Source organism: Micromonospora sp. NPDC049081, from assembly GCF_040648835.1.
GTDB classification, from domain to species: Bacteria; Actinomycetota; Actinomycetes; order Mycobacteriales; family Micromonosporaceae; genus Micromonospora; species Micromonospora antibiotica.
The window spans coordinates 42017-66049 of the sequence record NZ_JBEZEK010000028.1; the positions used below are offsets into that span (position 1 = coordinate 42017).

Below are 24033 nucleotides of genomic sequence, written 5' to 3' on the forward strand. Positions count from 1 at the left end.
GCGAGGCACTCGACCCCGACCGGCTGCCCCGCGCCGACGGTGACGACCCGGCGTCGGTCGGTCGGCTGCCCGGCCCCGGTGTCTTCGACCCCGGCCGGCGCGGTGTCCGGGCGTTGGCTGCCGTGGCGGTGGTCGTGGTGCTCGGTGCCGGGTTCTGGGCCTGGCGGTCGCGCCCCGAGGCGGAACCGGTCCCGACGGCGACGGCGGTGGCCGGGCCGGAGTCCTCCGCCGGGTCCGCGTCGGGCCCGGCCCCGAAGCCGACAGGTGAGCTGGTGGTGGCGGTGGCCGGCAAGGTACGCCGCCCCGGGCTCGTCCGGGTGCCGGCCGGGGCGCGGGTCGCCGACGCGGTCGAGGCGGCCGGCGGTGCCCTGCCCGGCATCGACGTGGCGTTGCTCAATCCGGCGCGGAAGGTGGCCGACGGGGAGCTGATTCTGGTCGGCGTGACCGCCCCGCCCGGCGCGACCGGGCCGGACGCCGCTGCGGCCGGCCCAGCCGCGCCGGGCGGGGGTGTGCCGGGTGGCCGGGTCAACCTCAACACCGCCACGTTGGCGCAGCTCGACGCGTTGCCCGGGGTCGGTCCGGTGCTCGCCCAACGCATCCTCACCCACCGCGACCAGCAGGGCGGCTTCCGCAGCGTGGGCGACCTGCGTCAGGTCGACGGCATCGGCGACGCCCGGTACGAGCAGCTCAAGGACCTGGTGACGGTGTGACCGGGAGCCCCGACCCGCTCCTGGACCGGAACGCGGTCCTCGTTGACGGGGTCACCAGCGATCGGGTTCCCGACCTGCGACTGGCGGGGCTGGCGGTGGCGGCCTGGCTGGCGGCGCTGACCTGCCTGCACCTCACCACCCGCACGGCGGTCCTGCTCGCCGCATCCGCCGCCGTCCTCGCCGCGCTGCTCGCCGGGCACCTGTGCGGCGTGCTGGGCACCCCGGCCACCCCGGTCCGCCGGTACGGCTGGATCGCCGTCGCCGTGTTGCTCGGCGTGGTCTGTGGCAGCACCGCCACCGGAGCCCGCCTGCACGTGCGGGACGCCGCCCCGGTGCGTGCCCTGGTCGACGACCGGACCCGGGTCACCGCCGACCTGGTGCTCCGCGACGATCCCCGCCCGGTACGCGGCGCACCCGGCCGCCCGGCGACCCTGCTCGTCACGGCGGAACTGGCCACGCTCACCGACCCCGAGGGGCACCGCCTGCGGGCCCCGGTACGCGTGCTCGTGCTCGCCACCGACCCGACCTGGCGTGGTCTGCTGCCCGGACAGCGACTGACCGCCCAGGGTCGGCTGGCCGCACCCCGGGGCGGTGATCTCACCGCTGCCGTGCTGAGCGTGCCCGGTCCACCGGTGCCGCACGGGCCACCGCCGTGGCTCCAGCGTGCCGCCGGCACCCTGCGGGCCGGTCTGCACCGGGCCTGCGCCCCGCTCCCGCCCGACCAGGGTGGTCTGCTGCCCGGCCTGGTCGTCGGGGACACCAGCCGGTTGCCGGCCACCGTGGAGGAGGACTTCCGGGCCACCGGGATGACCCACCTCAACGCGGTGTCCGGGTCGAACGTGGCGATCGTGGTCGGCGCGGTGCTGCTGCTGGCCCGCTGGGTCCGGGCCGGTCCCCGGCTGGCGGTGATCCTCTGTGGGCTCGCCCTGCTCGGTTTCGTCGTCCTGGTCCGCCCCTCGCCCAGCGTGGTCCGGGCGGCCACCATGGGGGCGATCGGGCTGGCCGCGTTGGCTGCCGGGCGTCCCCGGGCGACCCTGCCGGCGTTGGCCGCGGCGGTGGCCGTGCTGGTGCTGGTCGACCCGGAGCTGGCCGGTGACGCCGGTTTCGCGCTGTCCGTCCTGGCCACGGGTGGGCTGCTGCTGCTCGCCCCGGGCTGGCGGGACGGGCTGCGTCGCCGGGGCGTACCGGCGGGGTTGGCGGAGGCGCTCGCCGTTCCGGCGGCGGCCCAGCTCGCCTGTGGGCCGGTGGTGGCGGGCATCTCCGGCACGGTGAGCCTGGTGGCCGTACCGGCGAACCTGCTCGTGGTGCCGGCGATCGCCCCGGCCACGGTGCTGGGGGTGGCAGCGGCGGTCGTCTCCCCGGTGTGGCCGGCCGGCGCGGAGTTCACCGCCTGGTTGGCGAGCTGGCCGGCCTGGTGGCTGGTCACCGTGGCCCGGGTCGGGGCCCGTCTGCCGGCCGGCACCCTGCCCTGGCCGGGCGGGCTGCCGGGCGCTTTGCTGCTGGCCGGGCTGACCCTGGGGTTGTTGCTGGCCGTCCGCCGCCCGTTGGTCCGCCGGCTGGTGGCGGTCGGCGCGGTGGCGGTGGTGCTGGGCACCCTGCCGGTCCGGCTGATCGCCGGCGGGTGGCCGCCGCCCGGATGGGTGGTGGTGGCCTGCGCCGTCGGCCAGGGAGATGCCCTCGTGCTGCCGGTGACGGCCGGCCGGGCGGTGGTGGTGGACGCCGGCCCGGAGCCGTCGGCGGTGGACGGCTGCCTGCGCCGGCTCGGCATCCGGGAGGTGTCGCTGCTGGTGGTCAGCCACTTCCACGCCGACCATGTCGGGGGTGTGGCCGGGGTGTCCCGGGGCCGACGGGTGGCCATGGTGGTCGCCCCGGCGTTGGCCGAGCCGGCGGCGGGACGGGAGTCGGTGACGCTCGCGGCCGGTGCCGCGCGGCAGGTGGTGCCGGCGGCGGGCTGGTCGTACCGGTCGGGTGGGGTGGAGTTGGTCGCGCTCGGTCCGCCCTATCCGATGCGGGGCACCCGGTCCGACCCGAACAACAACTCCCTCGTCCTGCGGGCCACCGTGGCCGGTGTCCGCATCGTGCTGCCCGGGGACGCGGAGACGGAGGAGCAGCGGGCACTGCTGGACCGGACCCCGGCGCAGACGTTGCGGGCCGAGGTGCTCAAGGTGGCCCACCACGGCAGCGCATACCAGGAGCCGGCCTTCCTCGACGCGGTCCGGCCGGTGGTCGCGTTGGTGCCGGTGGGAGCCGACAACGACTACGGCCATCCGAGTCCGGTGATCCTGGACCGGCTCACCCGAGCCGGTGCCCGGGTGCTGCGTACCGACACCGACGGGGACGTGGCGGTGGTGCTGCGGTCCGGCCGGCTGGCAGTGGTCGGCCGGGGCCTGCCCCCGGGTCGCCGCTGACCCGGGTGGGACGAAACGGTGCTTCCGGGCCTGCCCCGGCTGGTGGGGTGGCGGCTGGCCAGCCCGGGGCAGGCCGGACGAAGGTGAAGGGAAATCCGGAATCAGAGCCATATTGCGCCCAATGCCCGACAATCGAGGTAAATGTCTATATTTGCGCTGAGTGCGGGGTGGGCCGTCGCAGCCGTCGATGAGCAGGCACGATCAGCCGCCGAGCCGTGCCAAGATGAGCGACGTGACCGGCGTCGACCTTGCTCCTATTCTGCTCGTCCTCGGCGACGAGGAGCTGCTCGCCACGCGCGCGGTGAGCGAAGCCGTGGCGAAGGCCCGTAGCGTCGACCCCGAGGTCGACGTCCGGGAATACCAGGCCGGGGCGTTGGCCGTCGGCGAGATCGCCGAGATGCTCAGCCCGTCGTTGTTCGGCGGGCGGCGGGTGCTGGTGCTGCGGTCCGCCCAGGATGCCCGAAAGGACCTGGTCACCGCCCTGCTCGGCTACGCGAAGAACCCCGACCCGGACGTCCAGCTGGTGGCGCTGCACCTGGGCGGGGGCAAAGGCAAGGCGTTCGCCGACGGGCTACGCGCTGCCGGGGCGACGGTCATCGCGGCGGCGAAGCTGAAGGGGCACCGCGAGCGGGTGGCTTTCGTCCGCGACGAGATCCGCCGGGGCGGTGGCAGATGCACCGACGACGCGGCCGACGCGTTGATCGCCGCCGTCGGCACCGACCTGCGGGAGCTGGCCGCCGCCTGCTCCCAGCTGATCGCCGACACCGACGGGCGGATCGGCGCGGACACGGTGTCCCGCTACTACCGGGGTCGGGTCGAGGTGAGCGGCTTCACCGTCGCCGACGCCACCATGATCGGCGACGTCCCCGCCGCGCTGGAGGCGTTGCGCTGGGCGCTGCACGTCGGGGTCGACCCGGTGCCGATCGCCGACGCCCTCGCCGACGGGGTCCGGACGGTGGCCCGGGTCGCAGCCGCCGGCCGGGGTGATCCGTATCAGTTGGCGAGCATCCTCGGCATGCCCGCCTGGAAGATCAAGAATGCCCAGCAGCGGGCCCGGGGCTGGACACCGGAAGGGCTGGTCGAGGCGATGCGGGCGGCGGCCGAGTGCAACGCGGCGGTCAAGGGCGGTGCCGACGACCGGGCGTACGCCCTGGAGAAGGCGGTCTTCTCGGTCGCCGCCGCCCGGCAGGGCACCGCCCGGTGACCGGCCCGATCCGCCCGGCGGCCGGCCACCTGCGGCAGGTGGATGGCGTGCACCGGCCGGTGAGCGGCCCCACCCGCCCGGTGACGGGGCACGGCCGGCCGGGATGGTCGACCGTGCCGTCGGACGACCAACGTTACCGACCGCTCTACGCCCGGCTGCTCGGCCTGCGCTTCGTCAACCCGGGTGGGGTGCTCTGCTTCCTCTTCTTCGAGGGGGCGGTGGCGCTCGCGGTGCTGCTTGCCCTGGCCGAGTTGGTCAACTGGTGGGCGGTGCCGGTGCTGCCGATGGCGGTGGCGGTCATGGTGAAACTCAACGACGAGGTCGCCGAGCGGGTGGTCCACTCGGCGGCGCTGGTGCCGGAGCAGGAGCGGGACCGGTTCCGGCGGCAGGTCGAGCCGGTGGTCGGACGCGCCCGGGTGCCCTACGCCCTGCCGGGCGCGATGGTCACCACCGCACCTGCCCGCTGGGAGCCGGCCGACTCGCCGCCCCCGCCCGTCTCCCGCAGGTAGACCCGACCCGTCGCCCGCCCCTCCCGGGTAGACCTGACTCGTCAGGCAGCGCGGACGACGTGGTCGAGGCCCGGAAAGTATGAAGCCGTAGGCCCCGGAGCACTGCTCCGGGGCCTACGGTCGGGTTTGGGTCGCTCGGTCAGGCCGAGAGCGAGCCGACGCGCTTCGAGATGGCCGACTTCCGGTTGGCCGCCTGGTTGGCGTGAATGACGCCCTTGCTGGCGGCCTTGTCGAGCTTGCGGGCGGCGTCACGCATCAGGGCGGTGGCCTTCTCGGCGTCACCGGCCTCCGCAGCCTCGTGGAACTTCCGGATGGCGGTCTTCAGCGACGACTTGACCGACTTGTTACGCAGCCGGCGCTTCTCGTTCTGCCGGTTGCGCTTGATCTGGGACTTGATGTTCGCCACGCGACAGCCTCGTCTTGATAGCTCGGTTTGGTCTGCATTACCGCGCGCGACGAGCATGCGTCATCGCCACGCGAAAAGCCAGGCTACCAGGTCGGTCCGGACGAGCCAAAACGCCCCACCCCCGCCCGGACCGGCCAGCCCTGCCGGGGGCAGGCGGTCACCACCAGCCCTGCCGGGCGGCGAGCCAGCGCAGAGCCTGCTCCCCGCTGAACCGTCGATGCACTCCCAGCAGCGCGGACGGGCCCGCCGCCCCCGGGCCGCCCGCCCCCTGGGCAGCCGCCGGGGAGCCCCCGGCCGCCGGAGAGCCGCCGGTCGCCGCGAGGCAATCAGCCGCTGAGGAGCCGGCGACCGTTGAGAGGCCACCAGCCGGCAGGGGACCGCCAATCGGCGGGGGAGCATCAGCCGGCGGGGAGGCGGCAACCGGTGGGGAGGCGGCGGCCGGGGGCGGGCCGGCGGCGGTGAGGTAGTAGCCGCAGAGGGCGGCAAGCGTCACGTCCAGGGCGTCGGGCGGGGCGTCGGCCGCCGCCGGGTGGGCGGCGAAGACCGCATCCAGGTCCACCCGGTCGCCGTACCCGGTGATCAGGAGGCCGGCCAGGTCGAACCAGGCGGGCCCGTGGCAGAGCCAGTTCCAGTCGCAGAACCAGGCCCGCCCGGCGGGGTCGAGCAGCACGTTGTCCAGCCGCAGGTCACCGTGGGCCAGGCCGGGTGCGGCTGCCGCGTAGCCGGGCAGCCGGGACTCCAGCGCGACGAGGTCGGGTAGCCGGTCGCGGGCCGCCGGGGGCAGTGCGGGCATCGGCTCCCGGCCGGCGGCCACCTCACCCCACCAGAGGATGTCGTCGCGGGCCAGCTGGGCCAGCCGGGGCAGGCCGAGGGCGGTCAGTGCGGCCGGCGGGTCGACCAGCGCGGCGGCCACCTCGGCGTAACCGGTGAGCACGGCGGCCAGCTCGGTCGGGTCCCAGGGCAGGCGGGGCGTCCGCCCGGCCACGGCGTCGAGGCCGACCGCGTACCAACCGGCCGCGTCGAGCGCCCAGCGTGCGCGGGGGACCGGCAGGCCGGCCGGCAGCCGGGCGAGGACGGCCAGCTCGCGGGCGTACCAGTCGGCCAGGTGGCGTTGCCGGGCCAACTCGGCGGCCTTGACGAAGACCCGGGTGCCGGCTGCCGTCTCCAGCACGGCGGCGAAGCCGCCGGTGAAGCCCGCGGTCGCGGTCCGGGCCGTGACCACCGGCGCACCGAGCCGGGCGGTGACCGCGTCCCGCAGGCCGGCGGGCAGCTCCCGCCAGTCGGGCCGCACGGCGGTGCGGTGGTACGGCGGCGGCGTCGTGGACACCCCACCATCGTGCCCGGTCGGGCCGAACCGGGTGGACCGCCGACCCGCGCGACGCGTGCGCCCCGGCCGGGACGACGGTGGCCCGGCGTCGACCGGGTGCCGGCGGGGGTCTGGGAGACTCCAGGCCATGAGGACCGACGACTTCTGGCAGTTGATCGACCAGGCCCGGGCCGGGGGCGGGGGCGAGGCCGGCGCGGTCGCCGCCCGGGCGGTCGCGCTGCTCGCCGAACGCACCCCGCAGGACATCGTCGGGTACGCGCACCACCAGCAGCGGGTGCTCGCCGCTTCCTACCGGGTCGACCTGTGGGGTGCGGCGTACCTGATCAACGGGGGTTGCTCCGACGACGGGTTCGAGTATTTCCGGGGTTGGCTGATGACCCAGGGGCGGGCGGTCTTCGCCGCCGCGGTGACCGCCCCGGATTCGTTGGCCGAGGTGCCCCGGGTCCGGTCGGCGGCGCTCAGCGGTGAGGAGTTCGAGTGCGAGGACATGCTGGCGGTGCCGTGGGACGCCTACCGTAAGGCGACCGCCACCGACCTGCCGGCGGAGCGGGAGCGGGTGCCGGTGCCCGACCTGAACGACTTCTGGGACTTCGACGACGAGCAGGAGGCCCGCCGTCGGCTGCCGAAGCTCGCCGCTCTCTTCGTCGAGCCGCCCGAGGAGTGAACCCCGCCGGGCCCGCCCTCTCCGTCGAGGTGGCCGTGGAGTGCACCCCGCCGGGTCCTGCCGCGTCGGGTCCGGTCCGGGTACCCCAGGAGTGATCGGACCGGGTTCGCGGCGACGTGGGAGCATAGAGGGGGCCGGCGTGTGTCGGCCCGCTCCCGTCAGCCGACCAGAACGGACCGCTGTGCCACCGACGCTCGATCCCGGCGCGAACGCTCCTGGTGCCACCGACCCGGCGCGCATCCGGAACTTCTGCATCATCGCCCACATCGACCACGGGAAGTCGACCCTGGCCGACCGGATGTTGCAGCTGACCGGCGTGGTCGACCCCCGGCAGATGCGCGCGCAGTACCTCGACCGGATGGACATCGAGCGCGAGCGCGGCATCACCATCAAGAGCCAGGCCGTCCGCATGCCGTGGACCATCCGCGAGGGCGAGCGGACGGGTGAGCAGGCCGTCCTCAACATGATCGACACTCCGGGCCACGTGGACTTCACCTACGAGGTGTCCCGGTCGCTGGCCGCCTGTGAGGGGGCGCTGCTGCTGGTCGACGCCGCCCAGGGCATCGAGGCGCAGACGCTGGCCAACCTCTATCTGGCACTGGAGAACGATCTCAAGATCATTCCGGTGCTCAACAAGATCGACCTCCCGGCCGCCCAGCCGGAGAAGTACGCCGAGGAGCTGGCCCACCTGATCGGCGGCGACCCGGCCGACTGCATCAGGGTCTCCGGCAAGACCGGTGACGGGGTGCCGTACCTGCTCGACGAGATCGTCAGGCAGTTCGTCCCGCCGGTCGGCGACGCCGACGCGCCCGCCCGCGCGATGATCTTCGATTCGGTGTACGACGTCTACCGGGGCGTGGTCACCTACGTCCGGGTCATCGACGGTCGGATCAGCGCCCGGGACCGGATCAAGATGATGTCCACCGCCGCCGTGCACGAGCTGCTGGAGATCGGCGTCATCTCACCCGAGATGGTCAAGGCCGACGCGCTCGGCGTCGGCGAGGTGGGCTACCTGATCACCGGCGTGAAGGACGTCCGGCAGTCCCGGGTCGGTGACACCGTCACCATCAACGCCCGGCCGGCCACCGAGGCGCTCGGCGGCTACAAGGACCCCAGGCCGATGGTCTACTCCGGCCTCTACCCGATCGACGGTTCGGACTACCCCAACCTGCGTGAGGCGCTGGACAAACTCAAGCTCAACGACGCCGCGCTCGACTACGAGCCGGAGACGTCCGGGGCGCTCGGCTTCGGCTTCCGCTGCGGCTTCCTCGGCCTGCTGCACCTGGAGATCATCCGGGAGCGGCTGGAGCGGGAGTACAACCTCGACCTGATCTCCACCGCCCCGAACGTGGTCTACCGGGCCATCACCGAGGACGGCCAGGAGATCGTGGTGACCAACCCGAGCGAGTACCCCACCGGCAAGATCGCCGAGGTGTACGAGCCGGTGGTGCGCGCCAGCGTGCTCACTCCGAACGACTACGTCGGCGCGGTGATGGAGCTGTGCCAGGGGCGGCGCGGCAGCCTGCTCGGCATGGAGTACCTCTCGGCCGACCGGGTGGAGCTGCGCTACACCCTCCCGCTCGCCGAGATCATCTACGACTTCTTCGACCAGTTGAAGAGCCGCACCAAGGGCTACGCCTCGCTGGACTACGAGCCCACCGACGAGCAGGCGTCCGACCTGGTCAAGGTGGACATCCTGTTGCACGGTGAGCCGGTGGACGCGTTCAGCGCGATCGTGCACAAGGACAAGGCGTACAACTACGGGACCACGATCGCGGCGAAGCTGCGCACCCTGATCCCGCGCCAGCAGTTCGAGGTGCCGATCCAGGCGGCCATCGGCAGTCGGGTGATCGCCCGGGAGACCATCCGCGCCATCCGCAAGGACGTGCTGGCCAAGTGCTACGGCGGTGACATCAGCCGTAAGCGCAAGCTGCTGGAGAAGCAGAAGGAGGGCAAGAAGCGGATGAAGATGGTGGGCCGGGTGGAGGTGCCCCAGGAGGCATTCATCGCCGCGCTCTCCTCGGACTCCGGCGACGCCAAGCCGGCCGGCAAGAAGTAGCCGCCCGCAGCGGGCGCGTACGCCCGGTCCGTCGGCTCGGCCGCGTCGGCGCGGCACGGCCGGCCCAGGTGTCCCACGACGGCCGGCGGACCCGGTGTTCCGACCGGGCCGCCGGCCGTCGGCATGCGCGCCCCGGTGTCGTACGGACGAATTTTTCCGCCCCGGCGTCGCTGCCGGATGGGCTGGCGCGAGTGCCCTGAGCTGCACGGACATCGACGGCCGGCGAACCGACGCAGCGGTGTTCGATCGACGTGCGGCGACATGTGTGGTGGTGAGTCGGTTTGGTTTTCCGGCGGGTCGGGAATCTAGCTGTCACGACAGGAACCACACATACCGTGTGACTCAATCTTCAGGAGGAGGGCGACCGTGGAGTTCACCGTCTGGGGCATCATCACCGCGCTCGTTGTTGGTCTCATCATCGGCGCTCTGGGCCGTCTGGTCGTGCCGGGCCGCCAGAACATGCCGATCTGGCTGCACATGCTGATCGGTGTGGGCGCCGCGCTGCTGGGCACCGTGTTGGCCCGGGCGATGGGCATCGCCACCGAGACCGCCGGCATCGACTGGACCGAGCTGCTGGTGCAGGTCGTCCTCGCCGCCATCGCCGTGGCCCTGGTGGCCGGTGTGGGTCGCCGCCGCAGCGTCACCCACCGGTAAGTCAAGCGGCACCGCTGAGCGGGCGCCCGACCCCCACGGGGGTCGGGCGCCCGCTGGCGTACGGGGTCGGGCGGCGGGGGTCGTCGCCGGTGGCGGGCGGTCTAGACCAGATCGTTACCTGAGTCGGTTTGGAAATTCTCCGCTTCGGGAACCTATCGATCACCACAGCAACAAACACTCACCAACGACATATCTACTGAAGGAGGACGGCCGTGGAGTTCACCGTCTGGGGCATCATCACCGCGCTCGTCGTCGGTCTCATCATCGGCGCTCTGGGTCGCCTGGTCGTGCCGGGCCGCCAGAACATGCCGATCTGGCTGCACATGCTGATCGGTGTGGGCGCCGCGCTGCTGGGCACCGTGTTGGCCCGGGCGATGGGCATCGCCACTCAGACCGCCGGCATCGACTGGACCGAGCTGCTGGTGCAGGTCGTCCTCGCCGCCATCGCCGTGGCCCTGGTGGCCGGTGTGGGTCGTCGTCGGGGCGTCAGCCACCGGTGACCCCGCCCGCCGGTCGGTGACCGGCCGGCACGGACCAACTCAGCGGATGCCCGCCCCCGGTTCGGGGGCGGGCATCCGCTCGTCCGGATGGTGACCATCGATCCCGACGGGTCGTCGCGGGGCCTGCCAGAGCGGCCCCCGCCTGCGATACGGTCGCCTCGCCGAACGCCCCGCCGTCCGCCGCCGTGCCGTCGACGGTCCGCTCGCGCGGGGCGGCACCCACCCCTGTCGTAAAGGAAATTTTCCTACTAGGGTGCGGCTGAGAAGGTAAGTGCCGGACAGCGCGAGGGAGAAGTGGCGTGAACAGGTGGAAACGGCTGGCCCCGGTCACCGCCATCGTGGCCTCGGCCGCGATGGTGCTCACCGGTTGCGGCGGTTCCGGCGACGACGAAGCCGCCGACGACAGCAAGCTGACGGTCTGGATGATGGGCGAGGGGAGCGACGCCCAGACGACGTTCCTCGACGGCGTCGAGACCGAGTTCCGGCAGCGGCACCCCGACACCGACGTGGTGGTCCAGTACATACCCTGGCTGGAGGCGCCGAAGAAGTTCCAGGCCGCGCTCGCCGGCGGCGAGGGCCCGGACGTCACCGAACTCGGCAACACCGAGACCCAGGGCTGGGCGGCCCAGGAGGCCCTCGCCGACGTCTCCGGCAGGTTCGGCAGCTGGGCCGACGGCAAGGACGTCCTGCCCGACCTGGTGCGCAACGCACAACTCGACGGCAAGCAGTACGGCGTCCCCTGGTACGCCGGGGTGCGCGCGATCTACTACCGCACCGACTGGTTCGCCGAGGCCGGCGTGCAGCCGCCGAAGAACTGGGACGACCTGGTCGCGGTCGCCAAGGCGGTGCAGGCCAAGAAGCCCGGCACCTACGGCATCGCCCTGCCCGGCAACTCCGAGCTGCCCTTCTACTCCTTCCTCTGGGGTGCCGGCGGCGAGATCGCCACCGACCAGGGCGGCACCTGGAAGTCCGGTTACACCAGCCCGCAGGCACGGCAGGCGGTGAAGTTCTGGACCGACCTGGTGACCGTGCACAAGGTCGCCCCGCCCGCCGCCGCCGGATGGAACGAGATCGACGCCCGCACCCAGTTCGCCACCGGCAAGGCGGCGATGGCCTTCGCCGGCAGCTGGCAGGCCGGCGCGATCAAGAAGGACAACCCCGACATCGAGAAGGTATGGGGCACCTTCCCGATCCCCGGCCCGGACGGCAGGCCGGCCCCGGCCTTCGCCGGCGGCTCGGACATCGCCCTGTGGCGCGACAGCAAGCGGCAGGACCTGGCCTGGGACTACCTGACCGTGCTGCTGAACAAGAAGAACGCCCAGACCTTCGCCGGCAGCCTGGGGTTCTTCCCGGTCTACGCCGACCTCGTGCAGGGCGGGAACTACGCCGACGACAAGCTGATGTCGGCGTTCGCCAGCACCATGCAGCGCACCCGGGTGACGCCGCTGACCCCCAAGTGGGTGGAGGTCAGCCGGACGAAGACGGTCACCCAGGCGATGAACAGCTCGATCATCAAGGGGCAGAAATCGGTCGAACAGGCCACCGGTGACGCCGCCGCCGAGATGGAAAGCATCCTCAACGCCAAGTGAGCACGCTGACCGAGCGCACCCGGACGGACGCCGCGCGGGAGACCCCCGCGCGGCGACGGTCCCGGGTGGACCGCCTGCCGTACCTGCTCCTGCTGCCCTGCCTGGTCGTGATCGGGGTGCTGCTGCTCTGGCCGTTGGGTCAGGTGGTGACGATGTCGTTCTTCCGGCTCGACAACGTCCGGCAGCTGCGCGGGGACCGGGAGTGGCCGTTCGTCGGGCTGGCGAACTACACCCAGATCCTCGGCGACCCGTTCTTCCGTACGGTGCTGCGCAACACGGTGCTCTTCGCCGCGGCGAACGTGCTGCTGACGATGGTGCTGGGCACCCTGGTCGGGCTGCTGCTGCACCGGCTCGGCCGGAAGATGGCCACCTTCGTGGCCGGTTGTGTGATGCTGGCCTGGGCCACCCCGGCGCTGACCGGCACGATCGTCTGGAAATGGATCTTCGATGACACCTCCGGCCTGGTCACCTGGGCGTTCAACGCCCTGCCCGACGGGCTGTCGCAGGCGCTCTTCGGCCGCACCGACTGGTCGGGTTACGGCTGGTTCAACTCGCCGCTGCTGTTCTTCGCGATCCTGACCCTGGTGGTGGTCTGGCACTCGTTCCCGTTCATCGCGGTGAGCGTGCTCGCCGGGCTCAAGAGCGTGCCGAGCGAGCTGCACGAGGCGGCCCGGGTCGACGGGGCCGGCCCGTGGACGGTGTTCTGGAAGATCACCTTCCCGCTGCTGCGGCCGGTCTTCGGCATCCTGGTGGTGCTCTCCACCATCTGGGACTTCAAGGTCTTCACCCAGCAGTTCGTCCTGGCCGGCGGCACCCAGGACCGGCCGACGTTCATGCTCGCCATCTACTCGTACGCCGAGGCGTTCTCCCCACCGCCCAGGTACGGCGTGGGCTCGGCCATCGCGGTCATCCTCACGCTGATCCTGCTGCTGGTGACCGGCCTGTACGTCCGGATGGTGCTCAGACAGGAGGACGAGTCGTGAAGAAGGTCGCCCTCAACGGTGCGGGCCTGCTGGTGGCGCTCTTCGCCGTCTTCCCGGTCTACTGGATGGTCGCCACCTCGCTGAAGCCCAACTGGGAGATCTTCTCGGCCACCCCCCGGCCGGTGCCGGCACACCCCACCCTGGAGCACTACCGGGAGATCCTCACCGGCAACCTGATCCCGGGCGTGACCTTCGGCGACTTCCTGCTCAACAGCGTGCTGGTGGCCGTCAGCACGGTCGTGCTGAGCGGCCTGGTGGCGCTGCTGGCCGCGACGGCGGTGGCCCGGTTCCGGTTCCGGCTGCGGACCACCTTCCTGATCTTGCTGCTGGTGGTGCAGATGATCCCGCTGGAGGCGCTGGTCATCCCGCTGTTCCTGATGATCCAGCGGCTCGGCCTCTACAACACCCTGCCCAGCCTGATCCTGACCTACCTGGGCTTCTCCCTGCCGTTCGCGGTGTGGATGCTGCGCGGCTTCGTCGCGGCGGTGCCCAAGGAGCTGGAGGAGGCCGCCGCCATCGACGGGGCGAGCCGGTCGCAGATCTTCCGGAAGGTCCTCTTCCCACTGGTCGCGCCGGGCCTGGTGGCGACCAGCATCTTCTCCTTCATCACCGCCTGGAACGAGCTGATCTTCGCGCTGACCTTCGTCAACGACCAGAGCCGCTACACCCTGCCGGTGGCGATGACGTTCTTCTTCGGCCGCGACGACACCGCCTGGGGGTCGGTGATGGCCGCCTCCACCCTGTTCACCCTCCCCGTGATCGTCTTCTTCCTGCTGGTGCAGCGGCGGATGGTCTCCGGTCTGGTCGCCGGTGCGGTCAAGGGCTGAGCCGGGACGGTGACCACCCGCGCCCGGCCGTACCCTGGGGCCATGACGGGCAGGGTGGCGGCGGTGAACCTCGGCGTGGTGACGCAGGCGCGGTGGGCGGGCGACGCGAGCGGACGCAGCGGCATCGACAAGCGGCCGGTCGACGGCCCGGTGCTGCTGCGCGCCGACGGGGTGGTCGGTGACTTCATCGGTGAGCGGGCCCAACACGGCGGCCCCGACCAGGCGGTCTACGCCTACGCCCAGGAGGACGCCGGCTGGTGGTCGGCCGAGCTGGGCCGCGACATCAGCCCCGGCGGCTTCGGAGAGAACCTCACCACCTGGGCGGTGGACGTCACCGGCGCGGTGATCGGCGAACGCTGGGCCGTCGGGTCGGCGCTGCTCCAGGTCACCAAGCCGCGTACCCCGTGCATGACCTTCGCCGGCTTCTGGGAGGTGCCCGACCTGATCAAGCGGTTCACCGTCCGGGCCACGCCCGGGGCCTACCTGCGGGTGCTGCGCGACGGCGAGGTCGGCGCGGGCGACCCGGTCGAGGTGGTGGACCGGCCGGCGCACGGCGTCACCATCGGCGAGGTGTTCCGGGCCACCAGCCTGGAACCGGAACTGCTGCCCCGGCTGCTCGACGTCCCCGACCTGCCCGAATCGACCCGGGAGAAGGTGCGTCGTCGGCTGAACGTCGCCGGCTGACCGCACCGGCCCGTCGACCCGTCAGGCGCGGTCGGCGAAGACCTCGGCCAGCACCCTCGCCTCGGTCGGCCGGCCGTCGGAGACCTTCGCCCACCGGCCGTTGTCGGCGCTCCACTCCAGACCGTCGAAGCGGACCCGTTTCACCCCGTGGTCGGGGGCGTGCGAGACCAACCAGTGCGCGTACCGCCAGCCGTCGCGGACGTCCGTGGCGGGCACCGTCACGTCGGTCAGCTCGGCCACCGCCCCGGCGTCGGGCAGGCCCCAGTCGAGGGTCAGGCCACGGGTCAGCTCAGCCGCCGCCGCCTGCCCGCGCATCACCGGGGTACGCCCCACCGTGCAGGCCACCGCGCCGGTCGCCTCGCCGAGCAGGGCCCGCGCCAGCACCTGGGACTCGTCGGCCCACTTCTGGTACGCCGTCGGGTACGCCGACCGCTGCACCGCCTGGGCGGCGTCGGTGACCTCCATCCGCTCCCAGCCGCGTACCTTCTTCAACGCCTTGTAGAACCGGGTCGCCGCGTACCGCTGGTCGCGGATCTGCTCCGGGGTGCCCCAACCCTGGCTGGGGCGCTGCTGGAAGAGGCCGAGCGAGTCGCGGTCACCATGGGTGAGGTTGCGCAGCCCCGACTCCTGGTAGGCGGTGGCCAGGGCGACCACCACGGCCTGTTCGGGCATCTGCCGTTGCATGCCGATCGCGGCGATGGTGGCCGCGTTGGCCATCTGGTCGGCGTCGAGCTTCACGGTGCCGTCGGCCTGAACGGTGCAACTGCGGCCCGCGATGGGGAGCCGAAGCTCCCCGTCGAACTGACGGACTCCCCAGCCCCCGACGATGGCGAACAACGCCACCACGACACCGGCTGCCACGAATGTCCGTGTCCGCACCCGCACCTCCTGTTTCAGGGTCGGAGCCAGCCTACGTCGTCATCCGGGGACCCCGGGTCGGTCGACCGGTTCACGTTCCCGCACGGAACCGGAAGAAACCAGCTCAATCCGTCGGTACCCAGGCGGCGTCCCGCCGTTCGCGGAACGCCGCCACGCCCTCGCGGCCCTCGGCCGACAGGAAGTAACCGGTGGAGCGGGCGGACAGGTCGGCGATCTCCGCCCGCAGGTCCGTGGCCGGCGGTCGGCGCAGCAACTCCTTCGTCCCGGCCAACGCCCCCGGCGCCCCCCGGACCAGCGACGCGCAGTACCCGGCCACCGCCGCATCCAGCTCGGCGGCCGGTACGGCGGCGGTCACCAGGCCCACCTCGGCGGCCCGCCCACCGTCGAAGGTGTCGCCGGTCAGGTACAGCTCGGCAGCGGCCCGGGGATGCAGCCGGGGCAGCACGGTCGCCGAGATCACCGCCGGGATCACCCCGATCCGCACCTCGGTGAAGGCGAACGTCGCCTCCTGCGCGCAGACCGCCAGGTCCGCCGCCGCGATCAGGCCCAGACCGCCGGCCCGCGCCGGCCCGGCCACCTTCGCCAGCACCGGCTTCGGGCACTCCCGCACCGCCACCAGCACGTCACCGAGCATCCCGGCCGGCACCGACCCGCTGGCGTACGCCGCCGCCGTCTCCTTCAGGTCCGCCCCGGAACAGAAGACCGGGCCGGTGTGGTCCAGCACGACCACCCGGACCGCGTCGTCGGCGACCGCCGCGGCGATCCCGGCCAGCAGCTCGGTCATCAGCGCCGTGGACAGCGCGTTGCGGTTGTGCGGGCTGTCCAGGGTGAGCGTGGTCACCCCACGGGCCGTGGCGACCCGCACGAGTCGGTCGGGAGAGGTCATGCCGGGCACACTAGTGGCCATGCCCGGCGTCCTTCCAGATGGTGAGACCGTTCCCGTCGACGGCGCGCTGCCCACCACCGCCCTGCGGGAGGTCGGCGCGCGCGGTTTCGGCGTCTACCTGCACGTACCGTTCTGCGCCAGCCGCTGCGGCTACTGCGACTTCAACACCTACACCGCCGCCGAGCTGGGCGCAGGCGTCAGCCGGGAGTCGTACGCCGACACCGTGCTCGCCGAGTTGGCGCTCGCCGCCCGGGTGCTCGGCGACGCCCCACCACCGAGGGTCGACACGGTCTTCGTCGGCGGCGGCACCCCCACCCTGCTACCCGCCGACGACCTGGCCCGCCTGCTGGACGGCATCGACCGCACCTGGGGCCTGGCCGCCGACGCCGAGGTGACCACCGAGGCCAACCCCGAGTCGGTCACCCCGCAGTCGCTGAAGACCCTGCGGGCCGCCGGCTACACCCGGATCTCGCTGGGCATGCAGTCCGCCGCCGCCGGGGTGCTGGCGGTCCTCGACCGGACCCACCGCCCCGGCCGGGCCGCCGAGGCCGCCCGGGAGGCCCGCGACGCCGGGTTCGACCACGTCAACCTGGACCTGATCTACGGCACGCCGGGGGAGCGCGCCGAGGACTTCGCCGCCTCGCTGGACCAGGTCGTCGCCGCCGGGGTCGACCACGTCAGCGCGTACGCCCTGATCGTGGAGGACGGCACCCGGTTGGCCGCCCGGATGCGGCGCGGCGAGCTGCCGTACCCCTCCGACGACGTGGCGGCCGACCGTTACCTGGCGGCGGAGGCCGCCCTCGACGCGGCCGGGTTCTCCTGGTACGAGGTCTCCAACTGGGCCCGCAGCGAGGCGGCCCGGTGCCGGCACAACCTGCTCTACTGGACCGGGGCCGACTGGTGGGGCCTCGGCCCGGGGGCGCACAGCCACGTCGGCGGGGTGCGCTGGTGGAACGTCAAACACCCCAGCGCGTACGCGCAACGGCTCGCCGCCGGGCACTCGCCCGGCCTTGCCCGGGAGGTCCTCACCCCGGCCGAGGCGCACATGGAGGACGTGATGCTGCGGCTCCGGCTCGCCTCCGGGCTGCCGCTGGACGTGCTGGACGACGCGGGCCGGGCCGCCGCCGCCCGCGCGCTCGCCGACGGGCTGCTGGACCCGGTGGCCTACCCGCAGGGGCGGGCGGTGCTCACCCTGCGGGGCCGGCTGCTGGCCGACGCGGTGGTCCGCGACCTGCTGCCCTGAGCGTGGTCCCGCCGGCCCGCCGCGCACCGCAGCGGGGCGGGCCGGGGCCGGCGGTGGTGCCCGACCGGCCGGGGGAGCGGCCGGCCGGGGTTCACTTGATGAAACTGGTGGACATCGGGTAGCGGTAGGCCTGACCCTCGTTGGCCTTCATGCCGGCGATGATCCCGAACAGGATCTGGATCACCACGACCGCGATGCTGGGCAGGAAGAGCAGGCACCAGCTCACGAAGAGCAGCACGAACGCGATGATCGACCAGAGGATCTGGAAGTTCAGCGCGGCCAACGCCTGCGCCCGGACGGCCGGCGACTGCTGACCGCGTACCAGGTAGGCGATCAGCGGGGCGACGAAGCCGAGCGGGCCGAGGCTGATCAGCGCGCCGGCGGCCCCGCCGAAGTGCGCGACCAGCGCCCAGGTCTTGTCCTCGCTGTTGGCGTATCCACCGGTCGGGGCGCCGTACGCGCCGGCGGTCGGATATCCGCCACCGGCCGGCGGGTAGCCACCAGGCGGGCCGTAGCCACCGGGCGGGCCGTAGCCACCCGACGGGTCGTAGCCACCCGACGGCGGCTGGTCACCGGTGGGCGGCGGATACCCGCCGGGCGGGGGATACCCGCCTGCACCCGGTGCCCCGGACAGTGGTGCGGTGGGCGGCTCGTATGGCGAGCCCTGGCCAGCGTTCGGGTCCGGCGGGTAGCCGTCCCCCGCGCCGGGCGGGCGAGGTGGTTCAGTCATGCCCGTCACGGTAGGGGCTGCCGGCAAGGGTGCACCAGAGCGACACTGGTGAGGTTGGCCTCGACATTCGGTCAGCGGCCACGCCGGCAACCCACCGGGGCGGTCGCACCGACGGTCCGTCGTTGATCAACGCAGCGGCGGTACTGCCGTCGTAGACTGGCACTCGCTACAGTCGAGTGCCAGAGCGCTCGCCGGACGCGTCAGAAGTCCGGTCGCCGTGCGACAGGAGGTGGGAGATGGGTCTCGACGACCGCAAACTCGCCGTGCTGCGGGCGATCGTCGAGGACTACGTCGCCACGCAGGAGCCCGTCGGCAGCAAGACGCTCGTCGAGCGGCACCAGCTCGGGGTCTCCCCGGCGACCGTCCGTAACGACATGGCGGTGCTGGAGGAGGAAGGCTACATCCGGCAGCCGCACACCAGCGCCGGCCGGGTGCCCACCGACCGGGGCTACCGCCTCTTCGTCGACCGGCTCTCCCGGGTCAAACCGCTCAGCCCCGCCGAACGTCGGGCCATCGAGCGGTTCCTGGTCGGCGCGGTCGACCTCGACGACGTGGTGCACCGCACCGTACGGCTGCTGGCGCAGCTCACCCGGCAGGTCGCCGTCGTGCAGTACCCGTCGCTGGCCCGGTCGTCGGTGCGGCACCTGGAGCTGGTGCCGATCTCCACCACCCGGCTGATGCTGGTCATGATCGCCGACACCGGGCGGGTCGAGCAGCGGCTGGTCGAACTGCCCACGCCGGTCCCCGCCGACGACGTCACCGACCTGCGCCGGCTGGTCAACGAGAAACTGGTCGGCAGTCGGTTGTCCGACACCCCACCGCTGGTCCAGGCGCTGGTCGAGGAGTCCGCGCCGCACCTGCGCGGGGCCATGACCACCCTGTCCACCGTGCTGCTGGAGACCCTCGTCGAGCGCACCGAGGAGCGGTTGGCGCTCGCCGGCACCGCCAACCTCACCCGGGGCGGCCTGCTCGACTTCCAGGGTTCGCTGCGACCCATCCTGGAGGCGCTCGAAGAGGAGGTCGTCCTGCTCAAGCTGATCGGCGAGGCCGAACCGAGCACCACCCGGGTGCTGATCGGCGACGAGAACGAGGTCGACAACCTGCGGGCCGCCTCGGTGGTCAGCACCGGGTACGGCCCCGGCAGCACCATCGTCGGTGGGCTGGGCGTACTCGGCCCGACCCGGATGGACTACCCCGGCACCATCGCCACGGTGCGGGCCGTGGCACGCTACGTGGGCGAGCTGCTGGCCCAGAACTGACCAGTCAGGGCCGACGGCCGGCTCCGGCCGCCGACCGGCGCAACGCGAGACGAACATGAGGACACGGAACGCAGTGGCCAGGGACTACTACGGCATTCTCGGCGTCGGCCGGGAAGCCTCCGATGACGAGATCAAGCGCGCCTACCGCAAGCTGGCGCGGCAGTTCCACCCGGACGTCAATCCGGACCCGGAGGCACAGGAGAAGTTCAAGGACATCAACGCCGCGTACGAGGTCCTCTCGGACGACCGGAAGCGGCAGATCGTCGACCTGGGCGGCGACCCGCTCGCCCCGGGCGGCGGGGGCGCCGGTGGCCCGGGCGGCCCCGGCGGGGCCGGCCCGTTCGTCGGCTTCCAGGACATCATGGACGCCTTCTTCGGTGGTGCGGCCGGTGGGGCGCGCGGTCCGCGCCCGCGTACCCGCCCCGGAGCCGACGCGATCCTGCGGCTGGAACTGGACCTGCACGAGACCGCCTTCGGCGTCGAGGCCCCGATCACCGTCGACACCGCAGTGCTCTGCACCACCTGCTCCGGGGCGGGCACCGCAGCCGGCACCCACCTGGCGACGTGCGAGGCGTGCGGGGGCCGGGGCGAGGTGCAGTCGGTGCAGCGGACCTTCCTCGGCCAGGTGGTGTCGGCCCGCCCGTGCACCGTCTGCCAGGGCTACGGCACCACCATCCCGCACCCCTGCCCGACCTGTGCCGGCGACGGCCGGGTACGGACCCGCCGCTCGCTGACCGTCAAGATCCCCGCCGGGGTCGAGGACGGCATGCGGATCCGGCTCGCCCAGCAGGGTGAGGTCGGCCCGGGCGGCGGCACCGCCGGTGACCTCTACGTCGAGATCCACGAGCGCCCGCACGACGTCTACTCCCGCAAGGGCGACGACCTGCACTGCCGGGTCACCGTCCCGATGACCGCCGCCGCGCTGGGCACCCGACTGACCATCAAGACGCTGGACAGCGAGGAGACGGTCGACGTCAAGGCCGGCACCCAGCCGGGCAGCACGCTGCGGCTGCGCGCCCGGGGCGTACCGCACCTGCGGGGCACCGGCCGGGGTGACCTCTACGTCCACCTCGACGTGCGTACCCCCACCAAGCTCGACGCCGACCAGGAGAAGATGCTGCGGGACTTCGCCAAGACCCGGGGCGAGGAGGTCGCCGAGCTGAGCAAGCAGGGCGGCTTCTTCTCCCGGATGCGCGACGCCTTCAACGGCCACGCCTGACCCGGGCCTGCCCCGGGCTGGTTCGGACCCCCGTCAGCGGTGCCCTGGTCAGCTCGGGTGTGGCGGCCCTGACCCGGAGCGGTCCTGACTCGGGACGGTCCTGACTCGGGGCGGTTCTGACCCACGGTTCTGACCCGGGGCGGTTCTGACCCAGGGCGGTGGTGTGTCCGGCGGTTTGCTCCGGGGCGGTGGTGTGCGGGGCGGCCCGGTCCGGGGCGGCGGTCTGTCGGGCGGCCCGGTCCGGGGCGGTGGGGGCCGGGCCGGTTAGCCTGATCGGCGTGTCCGCGCCGCTGTTCCTGGTCGAGTCGCTGCCTCCTGCCGACCAGCTCACCCTGGACGGCCCCGAGGGGCACCACGCCGCCACCGTGCAACGGCTGCGCGTCGGCGAGGAGCTGCTGCTCGCCGACGGTCGGGGTGGCACCGCCACCGCCGTGGTCACCGCCGTCGGCCGGGGCACCCTGGACCTCACCGTCACCTCCCGGGGGTACGTGGACGCGGACGTCCCCCGGCTGGTCGTGGTGCAGGGCATCGCCAAGGGCGACCGGGGTGAACTCGCCGTGCAGGCGATGACCGAGGTCGGGGTGGACGAGATCGTGCCCTGGGCGGCGTCCCGCTCGGTGGTGCAGTGGCGCGGTGACCGGGGCGTACGGGCCAGGGAGAAGTGGGCTGCGACCGCCCGGGAGGCGGCCAAGCAGGCCCGTCGTGCCTGGTTGCCGGTGGTGGCGGGAGCACCGGACGAGTCCACCGCCACGGTGGCCCGCCGGATCGCCGGGGCCGGCGCGGCGTTCGTCCTGCACGAGGAGGCCGAGGAGCGGCTGACCACGGTCGAGCTGCCGACCACCGGCGAGATCATCCTTGTGGTCGGCCCCGAGGGCGGCATCGCCCCGACCGAGTTGACCGCCTTCACCGAGGCCGGTGCCCGCCCGGTCCGGTTGGGCCCCTCGGTCCTGCGTACCTCCACCGCCGGCGTGGCCGCCCTCTCCGTCCTCTCCACCCGCCTCCCCCGCTGGTAACCCCCTCTTCCCCTCCCTCCCTCGCCCCACCTCCGCCCCACCGCGCCCCCGCCCCCGCCTCCCCCACCCCCTGGCCCCCGCCTCCCTCCGCCGCCCCCGCCTCGCCCCGGTGATCAAGAGGTTTACGTCATCCGCGAGCCCAATCCCGCCCCAAATCTCTTGATCACCGAGCCCACCACCCAGCCCTCGGCGTTGGTGGCTGGTGATCAAGAGGTTTGGGTCATCTGGAGGCCTGAAATTGGCGTAAAGCTCTTGATCACCGGGGCGAGGAGGGCTGGGCGGGGCTGGGCGGGGTCGGCGGGCTGGGCCGGGTGGGGTGGGGCTGGCGGGGGTCGGGGCGGGTGGAGGAGTGGGGGAGTGGGGGGTGGTGGGGGTGGTCTTTAGAGTGGGGGGATGGGAGCTGACTGTCTGTTCTGCCGCATCGTCGCCGGGGAGATTCCGGCCACCATCGTCAAGGAGACCGCCAGCACCCTGGCATTCCGCGACATCGGGCCGAAGGCGCCGGTGCACGTGCTGGTCATCCCCAAGGAGCACTACGCCGACGTGGCGACGCTCGGCCAGGGTGACCCGGCGCTGGCCGGTGAGGTGCTGGCCACGGCTGCCGCGGTGGCCGAGGACGAGGGGCTGACCGGCGACGGCTTCCGGCTGATGTTCAACACCGGCCCGTACGGCGGGCAGGAGGTCTTCCACGTGCATGCCCACCTGCTCGGCGGTGCGCCCCTGGGCCCCATGCTGGTCCGGGACCTGGGGTGACGTCCGGGACTGAGCCGGAGCCCGACCCGCAGCCCGCTGCGTCGCCCGATCCCGACGGGGGTCCCGCCGCGACGGTGACGCGGCGTCGGCTGGAGCGGATGGTCCGGCAGGTCCAGGCGCAGGCCCGGGTGCCGGCGCTGGCGGTGGCGCTGCACCGGGCCGACCGTCCGCTCTGGACCTGCGAGGTGGGCGGCACCGGCAACGACACCGTGCTCGGCCCGCAGAGCCGGTTCCGGATCGGTTCGGTCACCAAGACCTTCACCGCCGTGCTGGTGTTGCAGTGCCGCGACGACGGGCTGCTCGACCTGGACGACCCGCTGGGCCGGCACCTGGACCTGCCGGCGCACGGCGAGCTGACCGTACGCCGGTTGCTGTCGCACACCGCCGGGCTGCAACGGGAGCCGTACGGGGACGTCTGGGACACGCTGCGCGCGCCGCAGGTGGACGAGTTGATCGCCGATCTGGTCCGGGCCGAGCGGGTGTTGCCCACCGGGCGTCGCTACCACTACTCCAACCTGGGTATGGCGTTGCTCGGCCGGCTGGTCGGCGCGTTGCGGGGCGGCACCTGGGCGGAGGTGCTCGCCGAGCGGGTGCTCACCCCGCTGGGGTTGGCCGATACCTCGGTCGACCCGGGGCCGCAGGCGGTGACCGGGTTCCTGGTCGACGCGTACTCCGACGAGGCGCATCCGGAGCCGCCGACCGACTTCGGGGCGGTCGGGCCGGCCGGCCAGTTGTGGAGCACGGCGACGGACATGGCCCGGTGGGCGGCGTTCCTGGCGGACCCGGGTGCGCTGGACCCGACCGGGGCGGTGCTCGCCCCGGCCACCCTGGACGAGATGCGCTGGCCGGTGACGATCACCGACGAGACGGTCTGGAAGGCCGGCTTCGGGCTCGGGCTGATCCTGGTGCCGTACCCGGACCGGGTGGTGCACGTGGGGCACGACGGTGCGATGCCCGGCTTCCTGGCCGGGGTCTACGGCCGGCGCGGCGGTGACGGCACGGCCGGCGCGACGGGCTGCGCGGTGCTCGCCTCCTCGGGCACGGCGGCGCAGGTGCTGGATCTGCCGCACCGGTTGCTGGCCGCCGCCGTCGAGCACGACCCGGCGGAGATCCCGCCGTGGCGTCCGGGCACAGGTGCGCCGGGGCCGCTGCGCGGGGTGCTGGGCCGCTGGTGGGGCGAGGGATTCGAGTACGTCTTCAGCTGGCACGAGGGGACGCTGCGGGCCCGGGGTGCGGACGATCCGGTGGGTCGGCCCCCGGCGGTCTTCGCGCCGACGCCGCAGTCGCCTGACGTGTTCCGGACCGTGGCCGGGCGGGAGGTCGGGGAGTTGCTGCGGCTCACCCGCGACGCCGACGGGACGGTGGTCACGATGCACTGGGCCACCTACCGCTTCACCCGCCACCAGGAGACCTTCGACCGGTACGACTTCCGGGCCTGACCGGGCCGGGGCCCGATGCGGGACCTCCCCGGGCCGCCTTCGGCCGGGCCGCCCCCCCCGGGTCGGGTTAGCGCACTGGCCGGGCCCC

General features: G+C 73.1%; 23 protein-coding genes. 18 read left to right on the forward strand and 5 right to left on the reverse strand.

Annotated features, from left to right (window positions below):
• The 4 genes from AB0B63_RS28020 to AB0B63_RS28035 form a co-directional block, all read left to right on the forward strand.
• A partial coding sequence (locus AB0B63_RS28020; protein ID WP_357024055.1) for a ComEA family DNA-binding protein occupies positions 1-710 on the forward strand: 710 nt, incomplete at its 5' end.
• A gap of 20 nt (positions 711-730) precedes the next feature.
• Positions 731-3118 (forward strand): ComEC/Rec2 family competence protein, encoded by a 2388-nt coding sequence (locus AB0B63_RS28025; RefSeq protein WP_357024108.1) that lies wholly within the window; start codon positions 731-733, stop codon positions 3116-3118.
• Positions 3119-3341: 223 nt separating this feature from the next.
• Positions 3342-4322: a DNA polymerase III subunit delta gene (holA, locus tag AB0B63_RS28030; protein ID WP_357024058.1), complete on the forward strand. Its 981-nt coding sequence runs from the start codon at positions 3342-3344 to the stop codon at positions 4320-4322.
• Between the two features lie 80 nt (positions 4323-4402).
• Positions 4403-4831, forward strand: a complete 429-nt coding sequence (locus AB0B63_RS28035) for a hypothetical protein (protein WP_357024111.1) — start codon at positions 4403-4405, stop codon at positions 4829-4831.
• Between the two features lie 139 nt (positions 4832-4970).
• Here the strand turns inward: AB0B63_RS28035 and rpsT are convergent, their stop codons facing one another.
• Together rpsT and AB0B63_RS28045 are read right to left on the reverse strand one after the other, a co-directional pair.
• A complete protein-coding gene (gene rpsT / locus AB0B63_RS28040) occupies positions 4971-5237 on the reverse strand; it encodes a 30S ribosomal protein S20 (protein WP_067311213.1) in 267 nt (88 codons plus the stop codon).
• 157 nt (positions 5238-5394) lie between these two features.
• Positions 5395-6564 carry an aminoglycoside phosphotransferase family protein gene (locus AB0B63_RS28045; protein WP_357024062.1) on the reverse strand — a complete coding sequence of 390 codons (1170 nt, stop codon included), beginning with the start codon at positions 6562-6564 and terminating at the stop codon, positions 5395-5397.
• A 127-nt stretch (positions 6565-6691) separates the two neighbouring features.
• Here AB0B63_RS28045 and AB0B63_RS28050 point away from each other — a divergent pair, with 127 nt between their 5' ends.
• From AB0B63_RS28050 to AB0B63_RS28085, 8 genes are all read left to right on the forward strand, one after another.
• Positions 6692-7228, forward strand: coding sequence for a DUF4240 domain-containing protein (locus AB0B63_RS28050; RefSeq protein ID WP_357024065.1), 537 nt, complete (start codon positions 6692-6694; stop codon positions 7226-7228).
• Positions 7229-7409: 181 nt separating this feature from the next.
• Positions 7410-9287, forward strand: coding sequence for a translation elongation factor 4 (gene lepA / locus AB0B63_RS28055; RefSeq protein ID WP_208570121.1), 1878 nt, complete (start codon positions 7410-7412; stop codon positions 9285-9287).
• Between the two features lie 366 nt (positions 9288-9653).
• Positions 9654-9941, forward strand: coding sequence for a GlsB/YeaQ/YmgE family stress response membrane protein (locus AB0B63_RS28060; RefSeq protein ID WP_208570120.1), 288 nt, complete (start codon positions 9654-9656; stop codon positions 9939-9941).
• A gap of 212 nt (positions 9942-10153) precedes the next feature.
• The gene (locus tag AB0B63_RS28065; protein WP_208570119.1) at positions 10154-10441 is read left to right on the forward strand and encodes a GlsB/YeaQ/YmgE family stress response membrane protein; all 288 of its coding nucleotides are present in this window, start codon (positions 10154-10156) and stop codon (positions 10439-10441) included.
• A gap of 299 nt (positions 10442-10740) precedes the next feature.
• Positions 10741-12030, forward strand: coding sequence for a sugar ABC transporter substrate-binding protein (locus AB0B63_RS28070; RefSeq protein WP_357024070.1), 1290 nt, complete (start codon positions 10741-10743; stop codon positions 12028-12030).
• Complete coding sequence (locus tag AB0B63_RS28075) at positions 12027-13013, forward strand: sugar ABC transporter permease (RefSeq protein WP_357024073.1); 987 nt, start codon at positions 12027-12029, stop codon at positions 13011-13013. Before AB0B63_RS28070 ends, AB0B63_RS28075 begins: the two co-directional genes overlap by 4 nt.
• A complete protein-coding gene (locus AB0B63_RS28080) occupies positions 13010-13840 on the forward strand; it encodes a carbohydrate ABC transporter permease (RefSeq protein ID WP_357024076.1) in 831 nt (276 codons plus the stop codon). Before AB0B63_RS28075 ends, AB0B63_RS28080 begins: the two co-directional genes overlap by 4 nt.
• A 42-nt stretch (positions 13841-13882) precedes the next feature.
• On the forward strand, positions 13883-14524 hold the full coding sequence (locus AB0B63_RS28085) for an MOSC domain-containing protein (RefSeq protein WP_357024079.1): 642 nt from the start codon (positions 13883-13885) through the stop codon (positions 14522-14524).
• Between the two features lie 21 nt (positions 14525-14545).
• Here the strand turns inward: AB0B63_RS28085 and AB0B63_RS28090 are convergent, their stop codons facing one another.
• Both AB0B63_RS28090 and AB0B63_RS28095 read right to left on the reverse strand, forming a co-directional pair.
• A complete protein-coding gene (locus tag AB0B63_RS28090) occupies positions 14546-15409 on the reverse strand; it encodes a hypothetical protein (RefSeq protein WP_208570114.1) in 864 nt (287 codons plus the stop codon).
• Positions 15410-15506: 97 nt separating this feature from the next.
• The gene (locus AB0B63_RS28095; RefSeq protein ID WP_219464280.1) at positions 15507-16289 is read right to left on the reverse strand and encodes an enoyl-CoA hydratase-related protein; all 783 of its coding nucleotides are present in this window, start codon (positions 16287-16289) and stop codon (positions 15507-15509) included.
• 19 nt (positions 16290-16308) lie between these two features.
• Between AB0B63_RS28095 and hemW the strand changes: the two genes are divergently transcribed.
• A complete protein-coding gene (gene hemW / locus AB0B63_RS28100) occupies positions 16309-17532 on the forward strand; it encodes a radical SAM family heme chaperone HemW (protein ID WP_357024114.1) in 1224 nt (407 codons plus the stop codon).
• 91 nt (positions 17533-17623) lie between these two features.
• Here hemW and AB0B63_RS28105 read toward each other — a convergent pair whose 3' ends face one another.
• Positions 17624-18262, reverse strand: a complete 639-nt coding sequence (locus tag AB0B63_RS28105; RefSeq protein WP_357024084.1) for a DUF4870 domain-containing protein — start codon at positions 18260-18262, stop codon at positions 17624-17626.
• 236 nt (positions 18263-18498) lie between these two features.
• Here AB0B63_RS28105 and hrcA point away from each other — a divergent pair, with 236 nt between their 5' ends.
• The 5 genes from hrcA (at position 18499) to AB0B63_RS28130 (ending at position 23945) form a co-directional block, all read left to right on the forward strand.
• Positions 18499-19521 (forward strand): heat-inducible transcriptional repressor HrcA, encoded by a 1023-nt coding sequence (gene hrcA, locus AB0B63_RS28110; RefSeq protein ID WP_208570111.1) that lies wholly within the window; start codon positions 18499-18501, stop codon positions 19519-19521.
• A 73-nt stretch (positions 19522-19594) separates the two neighbouring features.
• A complete protein-coding gene (gene dnaJ, locus AB0B63_RS28115) occupies positions 19595-20740 on the forward strand; it encodes a molecular chaperone DnaJ (protein ID WP_208570147.1) in 1146 nt (381 codons plus the stop codon).
• 278 nt (positions 20741-21018) lie between these two features.
• Positions 21019-21753, forward strand: coding sequence for a 16S rRNA (uracil(1498)-N(3))-methyltransferase (locus AB0B63_RS28120; protein ID WP_208570110.1), 735 nt, complete (start codon positions 21019-21021; stop codon positions 21751-21753).
• A gap of 393 nt (positions 21754-22146) precedes the next feature.
• Positions 22147-22506 (forward strand): histidine triad nucleotide-binding protein, encoded by a 360-nt coding sequence (locus AB0B63_RS28125; protein WP_208570109.1) that lies wholly within the window; start codon positions 22147-22149, stop codon positions 22504-22506.
• Between the two features lie 98 nt (positions 22507-22604).
• Positions 22605-23945 carry a serine hydrolase domain-containing protein gene (locus AB0B63_RS28130; protein WP_357024118.1) on the forward strand — a complete coding sequence of 447 codons (1341 nt, stop codon included), beginning with the start codon at positions 22605-22607 and terminating at the stop codon, positions 23943-23945.
• The last annotated feature ends 88 nt before the right edge of the window (positions 23946-24033 follow it).

Excerpts from the sequence above, each read along its gene's own strand:
- holA (WP_357024058.1), top strand. The coding sequence starts at position 3,342 with ATGAGCGACGTGACCGGCGTCGACCTTGCTCCTATTCTGCTCGTCCTC.
- AB0B63_RS28050 (WP_357024065.1), top strand. The coding sequence starts at position 6,692 with ATGAGGACCGACGACTTCTGGCAGTTGATCGACCAGGCCCGGGCCGGG.
- AB0B63_RS28085 (WP_357024079.1), top strand. The coding sequence starts at position 13,883 with ATGACGGGCAGGGTGGCGGCGGTGAACCTCGGCGTGGTGACGCAGGCG.
- AB0B63_RS28095 (WP_219464280.1), bottom strand. The coding sequence starts at position 16,289 with ATGACCTCTCCCGACCGACTCGTGCGGGTCGCCACGGCCCGTGGGGTG.
- hemW (WP_357024114.1), top strand. The coding sequence starts at position 16,309 with ATGCCCGGCGTCCTTCCAGATGGTGAGACCGTTCCCGTCGACGGCGCG.
- AB0B63_RS28105 (WP_357024084.1), bottom strand. The coding sequence starts at position 18,262 with ATGACTGAACCACCTCGCCCGCCCGGCGCGGGGGACGGCTACCCGCCG.
- hrcA (WP_208570111.1), top strand. The coding sequence starts at position 18,499 with ATGGGTCTCGACGACCGCAAACTCGCCGTGCTGCGGGCGATCGTCGAG.
- AB0B63_RS28125 (WP_208570109.1), top strand. The coding sequence starts at position 22,147 with ATGGGAGCTGACTGTCTGTTCTGCCGCATCGTCGCCGGGGAGATTCCG.
- AB0B63_RS28130 (WP_357024118.1), top strand. The coding sequence starts at position 22,605 with ATGGTCCGGCAGGTCCAGGCGCAGGCCCGGGTGCCGGCGCTGGCGGTG.